At 43.4% G+C, this 13,526-nt stretch carries 12 protein-coding genes; 3 read left to right on the plus strand and 9 right to left on the minus strand.

The window, feature by feature from the left end; genetic code table 11:
• Positions 1 to 52: 52 nt before the first annotated feature.
• From NPUN_RS26105 to NPUN_RS26140, 8 genes are all read right to left on the minus strand, one after another.
• Positions 53 to 1,459 (minus strand): UDP-glucose dehydrogenase family protein, encoded by a 1,407-nt coding sequence (locus tag NPUN_RS26105; protein WP_012411445.1) that lies wholly within the window; start codon positions 1,457 to 1,459, stop codon positions 53 to 55.
• Between the two features lie 149 nt (positions 1,460 to 1,608).
• Entirely contained in the window at positions 1,609 to 2,559 is a 951-nt protein-coding gene (locus tag NPUN_RS26110; protein WP_012411446.1) for a UDP-glucuronic acid decarboxylase family protein, read from the minus strand.
• Between the two features lie 417 nt (positions 2,560 to 2,976).
• Positions 2,977 to 5,115, minus strand: a complete 2,139-nt coding sequence (locus tag NPUN_RS26115) for a cation:proton antiporter domain-containing protein (RefSeq protein ID WP_012411447.1) — start codon at positions 5,113 to 5,115, stop codon at positions 2,977 to 2,979.
• Between the two features lie 141 nt (positions 5,116 to 5,256).
• The gene (locus NPUN_RS26120; protein ID WP_012411448.1) at positions 5,257 to 5,913 is read right to left on the minus strand and encodes an HAS-barrel domain-containing protein; all 657 of its coding nucleotides are present in this window, start codon (positions 5,911 to 5,913) and stop codon (positions 5,257 to 5,259) included.
• 185 nt (positions 5,914 to 6,098) lie between these two features.
• A complete protein-coding gene (locus NPUN_RS26125; RefSeq protein WP_012411449.1) occupies positions 6,099 to 6,296 on the minus strand; it encodes an NAD(P)H dehydrogenase subunit NdhS in 198 nt (65 codons plus the stop codon).
• Between the two features lie 87 nt (positions 6,297 to 6,383).
• A complete protein-coding gene (gene rodA / locus NPUN_RS26130; RefSeq protein WP_012411450.1) occupies positions 6,384 to 7,697 on the minus strand; it encodes a rod shape-determining protein RodA in 1,314 nt (437 codons plus the stop codon).
• Between the two features lie 288 nt (positions 7,698 to 7,985).
• Complete coding sequence (locus NPUN_RS26135) at positions 7,986 to 9,056, minus strand: Mrp/NBP35 family ATP-binding protein (protein ID WP_012411451.1); 1,071 nt, start codon at positions 9,054 to 9,056, stop codon at positions 7,986 to 7,988.
• Between the two features lie 312 nt (positions 9,057 to 9,368).
• Positions 9,369 to 9,893, minus strand: a complete 525-nt coding sequence (locus NPUN_RS26140; RefSeq protein ID WP_012411452.1) for an SRPBCC family protein — start codon at positions 9,891 to 9,893, stop codon at positions 9,369 to 9,371.
• A gap of 308 nt (positions 9,894 to 10,201) precedes the next feature.
• On the opposite strand from NPUN_RS26140, the gene hemF reads away from it, so the two are divergent.
• Positions 10,202 to 11,242: an oxygen-dependent coproporphyrinogen oxidase gene (gene hemF, locus NPUN_RS26145; protein WP_012411453.1), complete on the plus strand. Its 1,041-nt coding sequence runs from the start codon at positions 10,202 to 10,204 to the stop codon at positions 11,240 to 11,242.
• A 285-nt stretch (positions 11,243 to 11,527) separates the two neighbouring features.
• Entirely contained in the window at positions 11,528 to 11,896 is a 369-nt protein-coding gene (locus tag NPUN_RS26150; RefSeq protein WP_012411454.1) for an STAS domain-containing protein, read from the plus strand.
• A gap of 59 nt (positions 11,897 to 11,955) precedes the next feature.
• Here the strand turns inward: NPUN_RS26150 and NPUN_RS26155 are convergent, their stop codons facing one another.
• Entirely contained in the window at positions 11,956 to 12,561 is a 606-nt protein-coding gene (locus NPUN_RS26155; protein ID WP_012411455.1) for a chromophore lyase CpcT/CpeT, read from the minus strand.
• 204 nt (positions 12,562 to 12,765) lie between these two features.
• Between NPUN_RS26155 and psb29 the strand changes: the two genes are divergently transcribed.
• Positions 12,766 to 13,473 (plus strand): photosystem II biogenesis protein Psp29, encoded by a 708-nt coding sequence (psb29, locus tag NPUN_RS26160; RefSeq protein ID WP_012411456.1) that lies wholly within the window; start codon positions 12,766 to 12,768, stop codon positions 13,471 to 13,473.
• Positions 13,474 to 13,526: the final 53 nt, after the last annotated feature.

The following is a 13,526-nucleotide window of genomic DNA, read 5'->3' on the forward strand; positions in this document are numbered from 1 at the left end:
GGGATTTCGGAGTAATTGATTATAGGTTGTAATTCATTTTTACTTATCACCCCTAACTCCTAACTCTCTGCCTTCCTACGCCTACATATTGGAATCCAGCGCGTATAAGTGTTTCGGGGTCGAGGAAGTTACGACCATCGATGATAACGGGGTGGGCCATCAATTTTGCCATCTTCAGATAGTCGAGAGTGCTAAACTGCTGCCATTCGGTGACGAGTACTAAGGCATCGCAGCCGTCAGCTAATCTTTCGGCATCTGTTTCTACTAGCACCCCAGAAAGACCATGACGCATACCTGTTTGGGAAATAATTGGATCGTAGGCTTTAACTTTGGCTCCTAGTCTGTTTAGCTGCTCAATTAAAATGAGGGCTGGAGCATCGCGTAAGTCATCGGTATCTGGCTTGAAGGTCAGTCCGAGTAGTCCGACTGTTTTGCCTTTGAGAATTTTCAGAACTTGTTGGAGTTTCTCCAGAGCAATCAAGCGTTGGCGTTCGTTAACACTAACGGCAGATTTTAGTAACTGGGCTTCATAACCATAGTCATCAGCAGTATGAATCAGAGCCGAGACATCTTTGGGAAAGCAGGAACCACCCCAACCAATACCAGCTTGTAAAAACTTGTTACCAATGCGGGAGTCTAAACCAATACCTTTAGCTACTTGGGTGACATCAGCACCGACGCGATCGCAAATATTAGCAACTTCGTTAATAAAACTAATTTTAGTGGCTAAAAAGGCATTAGCGGCGTATTTAATCATCTCCGCCGAACTCAAGTCTGTTGCCAAAATTGGCACTGGGGGCAAAGATTGATCTTCAGCGTACTTGCGTTGGACAATTGGGTCATACAGTTGTTCCATTAAGGCTACTGCTCTTTGGCTATTGCCTCCTAGTACAATGCGATCGGGGTTGAAAGTGTCGTGAACTGCCGAACCTTCGCGCAAAAATTCTGGATTGCTCACTACATCAAACTCGGCTGCAAACTCAGATAATTTCTCATCACTCGGTACTCCACCTGCGGGTACCAATGTTTTTTGCCGCTCTACAATCCCATCTAAAACAAGCATCCGCACCCAGTCACCTGAGCCAATGGGGACTGTAGACTTATTCACTATCACCTTATAACCACCGTTGAGATTTTCCCCAATCCCACGGGCTACAGCTTCAACGTAACGAGTATCACTTTCACCAGTGGGTAAAGGTGGTGTTCCCACAGCAATAAACAGAATTTCTCCGTGGGAAACTCCAGCAGCCAGATCGCTTGTAAAATGAATCTTCTGTGTTTGGATGGCAGACTGCATAATCTCTGAGAGTCCCGGCTCAAAAATTGGGGACTGCCCAGACTTCATTAACTTAACTTTTTCTTCGTTGTTGTCTACGCAAATTACATCATGTCCAATATGAGCCAAGCAAGCACCTGTAACTAAACCAACGTAGCCAGTACCAATAACGCAAACACGCATTCTTTAACTCCCTAATTTTTTGGGTGTAGTCTTCAAAAAGAAGTTATCAATATGACACATAACACACAGTTACAAAACTCAGTAACTAAGCATACCAGCTACCCTTTGGGTAAGCCTGCATGAAAATTCAGAGCGACGCTAGGCGCTACTTAGTTGGTTGAATTATTGACATCGCCTTGAATGCGATCGCGGAAATCTTCTATTGTCAGTTTTAACCCTTCTTGCAGAGGAATGGTAGGTTCCCAATTTAACAAAGTCTTTGCCTTAGTAATATCAGGCTGGCGACGACGCGGATCGTCCGAAGGTAGTGGCTCAAATTTAATCTGTGCGTCTGGATCGATCATGTTCTGCACAGCTTGTGCCAATTGTAAAATCGTGTATTCTCCAGGATTACCCAAATTTACTGGGCCAACATAGTCGCCATTCATCAGGCGGATGAATCCTTCTACCAAATCGGAAACATAGCAAAAACTCCGAGTTTGCGAACCATCGCCATAAACAGTTAAAGGATTACCTCGCAAGGCTTGAACTATAAAATTGCTTACTACCCGACCATCGTTTTCTAACATTCTCGGGCCGTAGGTATTAAATATTCGCACAACTCGAATATCAACTTTATTTTGTCTGTAGTAATCAAATGCTAAAGTCTCAGCAATTCTTTTACCTTCGTCGTAGCATGAACGTATCCCAATGGGATTGACGCTACCCCTATACTCTTCAGTTTGGGGATGAACTTCTGGATCTCCGTATACTTCGCTAGTTGAAGCCAAGAAAAACCTAGCTTTCACACGTTTAGCCAGCCCCAACATATTCAGGGTTCCCATAACGTTAGTCTTAACGGTTTTAACTGGGTTGTACTGGTAATGTACTGGTGAAGCAGGGCAAGCTAAATGATAAATTTGATCCACTTCTAACCGAATTGGTTCGGTAATATCGTGACGGATCAGTTCAAAATACGGATGACCTAACCATTTAAGAATGTTACGTTTATGGCCAGTGTAAAAGTTATCCAAGCATATTAATTCATGCCCCTCGGTCATTAATCGGTCGATGAGATGGGAACCAATAAACCCAGCACCGCCCGTCACCAAAATTCTCATAGTTTCCCAGTTACTTACAAATATTTTCAGTACTTATTGCACTTACTTTTAGATTACCCAGCTTGGAGACAAAAATACAGAACTCAAAAAAGAAGGCTTAATCAAAAAGTGTTGTTGAAATTACTTATTTTTCTATGGTTATAGTTTTATGATGTTTTTACCTGCTTTTTTAACAATTTAACTAGCAAAATAACAAACTTAGTCTCAATATTGTTAGTTTTCCACTTAAAGTTCATCAAATCTTCAATAATATAAAATATTTTTACGGTTATTGCTGTTCTAAGTTGGATGCAAAGCAGCAAAGAATTGACTGTAAGAATATACAGATATTCCTACAATCAATTCTTTTGTTGAAAGCTTTTTTTCAATACAGATTGCAGCCCCAGTTCACTCAGATAGACTAAAATCTGCGTGATATTACACAGCAGATGTAATACTAGTAACCGGATTAGACATAACTAAATTTGTGGTTTGAGTGCGCTGCGGTTCTCCAAGCATAACAATGGAGCAGGTTAGTTGTCTGGCTAACTGGGTTGTAACATCGCTAATGGCTAACCCTCCAGGACTGGTACGATTACGTATAAAAGGTAAAACTACTAAATCATATAATCGTGCTGCTTGCAAAATTGCTTGAGCAACATTTTCATGAGCGATAATTTGAATTTCTGGGGCATTAGCCAAAGCTAAATTAGATACCATTAGGGAGAGATGCGATCGCCTCCAAGCAATTTTACTGGAACTAGTGCGGCGATCGCACACATTTAGCACAGTAATGTGGCTCTGATTTGCCTCTGCCAGCATCTGGGCAAATTGTACAGGCTGTAGTATGGGTGCTGTTAAGTTTTCTACTGGTACTAAGATACGCTGAATTTTTTTAGGTGATTCTACTAGACGTGTTACTGCTACTGGACAATGGGATGCCCAAAGCACACCATCAATCACATTCCCAAATAAGCGCGCTCGTAACCCAGTCCGTTTACCCCAACCCATCACAATTAAATTAGCCTTTCGTTCGCGGGCGGCTCGGCTAATTCCTTGAGCAAAGGCATCATCAATTCGCAGCATTGGTTCTGCGACGACGCCCAATACTCGACTGTGTGTCGTGGCTTTGGTCAATAATTGCTCACTGCGTTGTAGAGAAGCTTCTAACTGTGGTGCATCCATCTGAGCCGCAGCAGTCGCGATCGCCAGTGGTATAATTTTCCCCTGAGACTGACGCGCTAATAACGCCGCCATTTCAATTAAATGCAGTTCAGTATGAGGATTATAGACAGGTACGACTATCGTAAAAGCGCTGTCTGTCTCTGGTGCATTCTGGTCAAGTAGAGGTGGTGCTGGATCTTCCTCTGGTAAGGAATTCAAACCAACAGCTATTCGACTGGTTATCAAAGGCCCCAAGGTTGATGTGACAACCATTAAGGCAATGACACTGTGTAATACTTCTAGTGGCAGCAACCCAGCCCGGTATCCCACTAACGTAGCTGCTAAGGTTGTACCAACCTGGGGAAGTGATAGCGACCAGATGGTTAACGTTTCTTGCCACCTATAGCGGTAAACCAGTTTTGTCAACAAAGCTGCAATCAATTTACTGGCAATCAAACCGACTATTATCAACAGCGTTAACTTGAGCGTATCCAGGTTGTTCACAAAGGCGGGTAGATCGATCAGTAAGCCAAGGTCAACAAAGAAAATGGGAATAAACAACACACTGCCAATAAATACTACCTTTTCTTTGACTGGACCTTCACCCACAGCTTCATTCACCGCCAAACCAGCTAAAAAAGCACCAACAATTTTTTCTACCCCAATCAATTGAGCGCCTACAGCTGCCAGAAATACGGAAAGTAATACAAACAAAAACTTGTTTCCTTCATCATCTCCAGACCGCTTGAAAAATTCCTTACCTGCCCAATCAAAGCCTGTAACAACGGCAACAGAGTAAATAATTAACCAACCCGACAACGTGAGTAGTTTAGCAAAGCTAAATGCTCCAGCATGGGTGATGCCTACACAAACACCTAAGATCAGCACTGCCCCAATATCTGTAAAAATCTTAGCTCCAATGGTGACAGTAACAGCTTCATTGTTTACTACTCCCAAACGGCTGATTATGGGATATGCCAAAAGAGTATAGGAAGTGAATAAAGAGCCAATTAAAATTGAAGTATTCCAGCCATAGCCTAAAATCAGCCCTACTAAGGTTCCCATTATCAGGGGGACAATGAAAGTCAAGCTAGCAAACCCAAAGGCACGACTTTTTTGCCGACGGAACTTTTCGAGATCAACTTCTAGCCCTGCGACAAACAGTAAATAAATTAACCCAATGTCTGATAGCAGGTTAATCATCAGTGAGTCAGACTGAAATAAATTCCAGCCTGAAGGCCCAAGTACTAGCCCTGAAAAAATCAAACCCACTAATTCTGGTAATCTTAGCCGCTCAAACATGATGGGGATAACTAAGATAATCACCAGCAAAATAGCAAAGGGAACAATTGGTTGCTTGCCAAGAACTTGGGAAGTTGGTTCCAGAACAAGAACTTGTGATATGAGTTCCATAGGTAGGAATTGAAGGGGCTATGGTAAAACTGCGATTACCTTGGGGCGATCGCCTGATGGATATAAAATGGGTCAGCCACCTGACGAAAAATTAAAAATATTAACTTACAGTAACTAGGTAATTGTCTAAGAACTAACTACCTACGGATGGATTTGACTTAAAATAAACCGCAAGCGATCGTAGTCGTCTTTAAGTAGTACGCTTAGGTTACGTCCAGCTTTAATTAGCCATTCTCGGTCAGCTTTGCGTAACTGGTATACATCTCGAATAGCAGCTGCGGTCAAGGACTCGACTGGCGCACCGTTTATACAAAGCAATGTCCGCAAAAAATCTAGTTCTTCAGTAAATTTAACGATCGCTTCTGGTTCACACCGATAAACAGCTTGATGAATTTGCGGGGGACGGGGTGGTAGATACTGATATATTCTTTGGTTATAACCTCGATTTTGGGAAGATTGTTCAAATCCCACGATCGCAGCTCGAAATTCTGTTCTCAACATGGCAAATATCTGGGGTTGTTCCTCGCGTAAGTCTTGCAGTGACAACCCCAAAGCCCTAGCTCGGTGTACTGAATCTATAGGCATAGTAGTGGCATAATATACCACACCATAAACTTGATTCCCAGATTCTTCATCCACAGAACAAACCCAACTACCAAAGGGTGGCATGGAGGGAAAGCTCAAATCTTCTGGTTCCAAACACTGAGCTAGAAATTCAGTACTAGTAGTTTCAATCACCTCCGCAATGTGGTTGGGATGGCGATCGCCAGTAGCAAACTGTGGTAGTGGGAGGCGCATAGTAATTTAGTCATTAGTCATTGGTGAGCCAGCGCGATCTTCTCTACGAGACGCTGTGCGATGGGGGTTTCCCCCATGAGTGACTGGCGTTAGCGCAGCGTTAGCGAGGAACGAGCGTCACCCGTAAGGGTCATTAGTCATTAGTTTTTGCCAAAGGACAAAGGACAAATGACTAATGACTAATCTTATTTGGCTTTTTTCCGTCCGGCTATGGTCTCTACAAGTTCCAACTCGCTCAGGCGAAAGGTAACTAATTTATCCCAGTTACCACCTTCAAATAATACGGCTACTTTGCCATCGGTCAGTCGTTGTACGAGTCCTTCGTAGCGATAATAGGTATCTGCGGGATTCTTGACGCGAACAGTTGCTCCAGGCAGAATCATGTTTTTAGCCTCGCTTGTTTCCTTTTAATAGCTTAATACTTGTTATTAGTCATTTGTCGTTGGTTCTTACAAATGACTAATGACGAATCAATAATACTTCTGCCTTTGGCGAAAATTTGCTACCGATTCTACTATTCCCAAGGAAATGAAGTTGGTCAGCATAGCAGAACGCCCATAACTCATCCAAGGTAAAGGTATTCCTGCCACAGGTGCTAAACCTACAGTCATGCCAACGTTCACAATCACCTGAAACACGATCATAGACAAAACGCCAATAGCCAATAAGGAACCAAAGTTATCTTTGGCGGTTTGGGCAACATGCAGCAGACGGAGGCAAATTAAGCAGAAGACAAACAGCACTAACAAACAACCAACAAAACCGAATTCTTCTCCGACTGCGGAGAAAATAAAGTCTGTATGCTGTTCGGGTACAAAATTCAGTTGCGTCATTGGCCCCTTGAATAGACCCCATCCCCAAATTTCACCAGCACCAATGGCAATACGAGATTGGATTAAGTGATACCCAGCACCGAGTGGATCGTGATCGGGATCCATGAATACAGTTAACCGAGCTTTTTGATACGGTTTTAAAATATGGTTCCAAGCGAAGACTCCTAATTCGCCACCCAATATATTGAGAGTCCAGGCACCGATCGCACCGCAACCAAATCTACGCCAGGGAAGAGTTTGCCAGCCCACAATAGCCATCGCAAATGACCAAACTATTCCTAATGGGCCAAAAGATAGTTCTTTGAATAAAATTATCGGCTCTGATAAAGGCCAAGATATACTAAACAAAATGGCGGCAACTACAGGAGAAATCAGCAGAATTAACCAGCCTGGGTTAGCATTTGCCCAATAAAGCATTCCTAAGACGATCGCACCAAATACCAATGATGTTGCTAAATCTGGCTGCAAAAATACTAATCCCCAAGGTATGGCAGTAATTGCCAGAACCCGAAAAACACCTTCAAGGCTAGAAGCAGTACGCCTGTGTAGCAAAGCTGCTAAGGTAACGATCATGCCGACTTTGGCAAATTCTGAGGGTTGCACGTTAAAGCCGGCGATACTAATCCACCTCTGTGCCCCTTTAGCGCTAGTACCAGCTATCATCACCGCGATTAAGCTGAAATTCGTTAGTGAGTATGTTACCCAGTGCCACTGCATTAAGAGTTCGTAGCGGATGCGAGATAAAAATAGGGCTATAACCACGCCGATACCCGCTACCATCCAGTGCCACCACCAGTCAGTTACTGGCTGCTTCAGTTCCGTACTGAGGATCATGATGCCACCAAAGATACTGATAGCAACTGGCAAACAAAATAGTAGCCAATCTACATTCTGCCAGGGCTTAACCCAAGACTTCCAGCGAATTTTGGGGAGCGATCGTTTTAATAACATTGTGCCAATTTAGACTTTTTGAAGTGTTGGGTATGGGTCGTTGGGCACTTGTACTGAGCCTGTCCTGAGCGTAGCCGTAAAGCCTGTGGCATAGCTACGCTTAGTGCGCAGCCTCTCGTAGAGAAGGGCGAAGCCGAAGTATTGGGCATTGCTTGCTCTCGTTGTCCCTACTCCCTATAAAGTTCTGATCTATTGAGTTGTCTTCCTTGTTCCCATGCCCTATGTCCCATACCCGATCTTTAGTATTCCCAGAACATAGCCCAGGAAGCTGATAGAAATTAAAATTAATTATGTCAATGCAGCAACTGATACTTTACCAGCAATGGTAAGAGCGATCGCAGTTAATGCTTTTGCCGATGCTGAATCTGGATCGCCAACAACTATGGGCACACCACTGTCACCGCCAACTCGTGTGGAAATCTCTAGTGGCACGCACCCCAGCAGTGGCACTCCCAATTCGGCGGCGGTTTTGGAGCCTCCACCGGAACCAAAGATGTCATAGTGCTTATCTGGTTGATCGGGGGGGATAAAATAGCTCATATTTTCCACGAGCCCCAATACCGGGACATTCATCTGCTGGAACATCCGCAATCCCTTGCGAGAATCTAATAGGGCTACAGTTTGCGGTGTGGTGACAATTACCGCCCCGGCCATTGGCACTGCTTGAGTTAAAGTTAACTGAGCATCTCCGGTTCCCGGTGGCATATCTACAATCAAATAATCCAGTTCTCCCCATTGCACTTGATAGAGAAACTGGCGAATTACGCCATTGAGCATAGGCCCCCGCCAAATGACTGGTTGATCTCGGTCAATCAAAAAGCCCATTGAAACTAATTTGACACCGTGATTAAAAGCAGGTTCCAGAATGTCACCTGTTTCAGTGGAACGTACCACAATTTGGGCATCAGCTAGACCCAGCATAGTGGGATCGTTGGGGCCGTAAATATCAGCGTCTAACAACCCAACTTTCGCCCCAGTTTGAGCTAGAGCCACTGCTACATTCACCGCCACTGTACTTTTACCAACGCCACCTTTGCCACTGGAAACAGCAATAATATTTTTTACACCAGAAATGCCAGTGCGATCGGGTAAACTTTTTTGTTGGGGTGTTTCTGCCGTAACTTCTATGCTGACATCTGTAACACCCGGTAGCTTTTTGACAGCTTTCTGACAGTCTTCAACGATAAATTCGCGTAAAGGACAGGCAGGAGTAGTCAACACTAAAGTGAAACTAACCTTGCCACCGTCAATTTTGACGTTGCGAATCATATTCAGTTCCACCAGACTTTTGCGGAGTTCTGGGTCTTCCACTGGACGCAAAATTTCTAGGATAGAGCGAGAATCGAGGACATCGTACATAAAAATTCAAAATTCAAAATGAATAAATACACTTGTGGCGAACATCTTAGCTATTAACTCGATGTTTTCTTAAGTAAGGTCAGCTTAGTGTTTTCACTGTCAATGCCGTAATAAAACTTAGCAAATGGAATTATTACCTAATAGAATATTAACTTTCTTTGGGCATTGGGCATTGAGCATGAAGAAGAGACAAGGGAGACAAGGAAGAGGGGGGAGACAAGAGAGAGGCTTTTTCAATAATTCCCCCTTGTCCCCCTTGTCTTCCTACCTCCCCCGCTCCCTGCTCCCTGCCCTCTTCCCACTCCCCTTTACCTAAAAATCAAAACAACTGTCATCAAGAGATTTCTTCTTCCCTGATACCGTTGGCAATGCCGTCTTTTCTGCTGCTTCTACTAAAGACCGTGCTACGCGGTCTACATAAGGACGGGATAAAGACCAAATCAGGGGCGATAACCAACCCCGTAGGGTTACAGAATAAGATAAACAAGTGCCACAAACCGTTGACTCTACTTGATAAGTCACCCGTTCTTCTATTCCTGGAATTGCCAGCACTCGGATACTCAGCATTTCTCTAGGATTGACGCGCTCCACAAAAATACGGATGGGAATTGGCGAAAAGCGTGTTACAGCATGAAAAATCAATCCTGGTTTGGGTACTAAACCGTAGGGTACATTAGTACTCTTAAGTAGTGGATGCCAAGAAACATCTGTTAAGTCAGCAACTTTTTGCCACAGTTCATCTACAGAAGCAGAACTAATCTCTCGATATGTCCGCACCAGAGAAGCGCAAAACCGACGACGTTTGCGGTGGATGAATTTGGATAACCAATCTTGCATTTTCCTAATCCTCCTCCCTAGACACTTTCTGGTAACTCTGGTATTGTGTGCAACTACGCTCAGTTCCTGAAGTACCAAATGAGCGAAATAGTTAAAATTAACAAAATAAAACTCAGTCAATATACAAGCCTATACGCATTTGAGGGAAAATAACTCTAGTGATGGCCATCAATCGTATAAATGCTTAACCAGTAAGAAAAAAGCGGGTTGGGCAAATAGAGCTTGATTGTTGGCGCGTGTTTCCCCCAAATTTTTAAAATTAAGAAATTTGTGGCTTTCTGGAAATTGTAATTTAGGTTCGGGAATCTATGTTGACCAACTCGCAAACACCAACTGTAGCAGCAGAATCATCCAAGTCTTTGCCAGCACCTGACGCTCAGATTAGAGTCAGTCAGTTTATGAAACAACTGCAAGACGAAATTACTGAATCATTGGCAAAACTAGATGGTGTGGCTAAGTTTAATGAAGATAGTTGGGAACGCCCTGAAGGGGGTGGAGGGCGATCGCGCGTGCTGCGAGAAGGTGCAATATTTGAACAAGCAGGTGTAAACTTTTCTGAAGTTTGGGGTTCCCATTTGCCAGCCTCAATTTTAACCCAACGCCCTGAAGCCGCAGGACATGGCTTTTATGCCACGGGTACTTCAATGGTATTACATCCTCACAATCCTTACGTGCCCACAGTTCATCTAAATTATCGCTACTTTGAAGCGGGGCCAGTGTGGTGGTTTGGTGGTGGTATTGACTTGACACCTTATTACCCCTTCGCTGAAGATGCGGCACATTTACACAAAACATTAAAACAGGCCTGTGACAAACACCACCCAGAGTATTACCCAGTATTTAAGAAATGGTGTGATGAATATTTTTACCTCAAGCATCGTGATGAGACACGGGGTGTAGGTGGTTTGTTTTTTGATTACCAAGATGGTCAAGGTGCTTTATATCGCGGGCCAAATCCCAATGGGGAAGCGGCTATTTATAGCAACCAGGTGGGAACACCAGCAACCCGCAATTGGGAAGATTTGTTTGCTTTTGTGCAAGGCTGTGGCAGAGCATTTTTACCAGCCTATGTACCTATTGTAGAACGGCGGCATGGGATGGAATATGGCGATCGCCAACGGAATTTTCAACTCTATCGCCGGGGACGGTATGTAGAATTTAACTTGGTTTATGACCGAGGTACTATTTTTGGTCTGCAAACAAACGGACGCACCGAATCAATTCTCATGTCTTTACCGCCTTTAGTGCGCTGGGAATACGGTTATCAACCAGAACCCAATTCCCCCGAAGCGGAGTTGTATGAAACCTTCCTTAAGCCCCAAGATTGGATTAACTGGACACCCAAATAGTGCTGAGTGCAGGGTGCTGTTAGCGATCGCGGGGCGTTTAGTCCGTTCTGGGTGCTGAGTTAGGAGTTAGGAATTCCTCCCTATCTCCCTCATCCTTCTCATCTTCCACACTCCCCCTCGCTTTAAATTGCTACTCAGCACTTATTTGGTGAGTTAAACTACTAAAGTTAAGCACTTAGCAGAAAAAGGTGACAATTTTAGCTATAGCTTGTTAATCTCAAGTGACAGCATTAGACAATTCTGTAACTAGCTAATCTTAAGAAGAATGCCACGGGGAGGGCTTTAGTGATTCATATAGACCAAAAAACTTATACAACTCAAGACGGAAACACCGTTATTGTCCTGACACCAGCTGGTCGCCTCGACATTACCACCGCTTGGCAATTTCGCCTGAAGTTACAAGAGTGTATTTCCAAACTCAGCCGCCATGTAGTTGTAAATCTGGCTCAGGTAAATTTTATTGATAGTTCTGGTCTCACGTCTTTGGTGGCTGGAATGCGTGATGCGGATAAAGTCAAAGGCAGTTTCCGCATCTGCAATGTACATCCAGAAGCCAAACTCGTGTTTGAAGTAACGATGATGGATACTGTCTTCGAAATTTTTGAAACAGAAGAGGAAGCTTTAGAAGGTGTACCTCGTAGCATCGCTAGCTAAAAAAGAGTTAGGAGTTAATTTAAACTTCATAACTCGTAACTCATGAATGATAGATAGGTTTATCTTATTGAATACTGATTCCGCTTGGTGTAGCGATAAGGGCCCATAATCGCTCCCCAAGTTGCTTTTCCAGTTTCTGGATCGATTCCTTTGTCGTAGCTGTGAAATTCAGCCGCAGTGGTTTCAAACCCCAAGGAAACATAGATGCTATTACCAAGATAAGTAAAGCTGCAACGAGTCTCAGGTTGTGGTGTGGCGGTAAACTTATAGCGATCGCCAGCTAATGCTTCGTGAGTTACTGTTAGGACACAACCTGGTAGTAAATCTAATTGTTTGGCTGACAATGTGTTCAATAGAGCAGGATTATTGCCTGCACCTCTTAATGCATCGGGATCTTGAGGTATATAGTATTGTACTTCCAGAGATGTGTCAGAGTTGCTGCCCTGACGCAACCGCATAATTCTCTGGCGGTAAGGTTTATCTAGGTTAATCACGCTAGCTTGTTCGGCAAACAAGGTGATGCTATCTTCTGTAAACAAGTTCACTGGTCTTTGCCACATTCGGAGATGGACATACCAAACTGGTTCTTCTATAGCTTGTTCCCGATTATCAAATTCACCAGCTAGGTACTCACCTAAAGCAATTAACTGTGGCGAGAAGTTCATAAATTCAATAAACAAATCATTAAGGAGAAATATTTTTGGCTAGTTTTTTAGAGGAAAAGGTCTTAATCCCCTGTGGCTACTAGCTTATAAAATACTTCTGATTTGTTTATATTGTAAATGAAACCGTCGCAAGTCAAAAGCTCAACTTGGCAAAGTAGCCTTTAAGCGAGAAAATAAAGATACGTCGCCCTTAACATTTTCTTTGTGAATAACGTCCGTACTGTCTCTGATACAAAACGAACTTTTTACAATCTTCACACTCGTCCGATTAACACTATTTATCGTCGGGTAGTAGAAGAATTGATGGTAGAAATGCATCTACTGTCAGTAAATATCGATTTTAGCTACAATCCAATTTATGCCTTGGGCGTCGTCACTACTTTTGACCGCTTCATGCAAGGCTATGAACCAGAACGGGATCAAGAATCAATTTTTAACGCCCTATGTCGGGCTATAGAACAAGATCCGCAACACTATCGACAGGATGCTGAAAGATTGCAAGCTATAGCTAAAGGTTTGCCAGTTAAAGATTTAATTGGGTGGCTAGGCCAAACTACTTACTTAGATCGAGATGCTGACTTGCAAGCACAACTGCAAGCGATCGCTAACAATCCTAACTTTAAATACAACCGTTTGTTCGCAATTGGTGTATTTTCGTTATTGGAACAGTCAGATCCTGAATTAGTCAAAGATGAAAAGCAACTAACTGAGGCGCTAAAAGCGATCGCAGCTGGCTTACACGTATCTGATGACAAACTCAACAAGGATTTGGAATTATACCGTTCTAACCTAGATAAGATGGCGCAAGCGCTGGTAGTGATGGCAGATATGCTCTCAGCCGATCGCAAAAAACGCGAACAACGTAAACAACAATCAACGGCCCCCGTTGCTCCCCCAAGTTCCAACGAATAGTTAGGAGTTAGGAGTTACGAGTTATTAACAATTAACTCCTAACTTCTAACTCA

The sequence above is a fragment of the Nostoc punctiforme PCC 73102 genome (genome assembly GCF_000020025.1).
GTDB lineage: Bacteria > Cyanobacteriota > Cyanobacteriia > Cyanobacteriales > Nostocaceae > Nostoc > Nostoc punctiforme.

What these genes read in the sequence shown, in the direction of transcription:
- NPUN_RS26105 (WP_012411445.1), bottom strand. Translation starts at nt 1,459, where the DNA reads ATGCGTGTTTGCGTTATTGGTACTGGCTACGTTGGTTTAGTTACAGGT.
- NPUN_RS26110 (WP_012411446.1), bottom strand. Translation starts at nt 2,559, where the DNA reads ATGAGAATTTTGGTGACGGGCGGTGCTGGGTTTATTGGTTCCCATCTC.
- NPUN_RS26115 (WP_012411447.1), bottom strand. Translation starts at nt 5,115, where the DNA reads ATGGAACTCATATCACAAGTTCTTGTTCTGGAACCAACTTCCCAAGTT.
- NPUN_RS26120 (WP_012411448.1), bottom strand. Translation starts at nt 5,913, where the DNA reads ATGCGCCTCCCACTACCACAGTTTGCTACTGGCGATCGCCATCCCAAC.
- NPUN_RS26125 (WP_012411449.1), bottom strand. Translation starts at nt 6,296, where the DNA reads ATGATTCTGCCTGGAGCAACTGTTCGCGTCAAGAATCCCGCAGATACC.
- rodA (WP_012411450.1), bottom strand. Translation starts at nt 7,697, where the DNA reads ATGTTATTAAAACGATCGCTCCCCAAAATTCGCTGGAAGTCTTGGGTT.
- NPUN_RS26135 (WP_012411451.1), bottom strand. Translation starts at nt 9,056, where the DNA reads ATGTACGATGTCCTCGATTCTCGCTCTATCCTAGAAATTTTGCGTCCA.
- NPUN_RS26140 (WP_012411452.1), bottom strand. Translation starts at nt 9,893, where the DNA reads ATGCAAGATTGGTTATCCAAATTCATCCACCGCAAACGTCGTCGGTTT.
- hemF (WP_012411453.1), top strand. Translation starts at nt 10,202, where the DNA reads ATGTTGACCAACTCGCAAACACCAACTGTAGCAGCAGAATCATCCAAG.
- NPUN_RS26155 (WP_012411455.1), bottom strand. Translation starts at nt 12,561, where the DNA reads ATGAACTTCTCGCCACAGTTAATTGCTTTAGGTGAGTACCTAGCTGGT.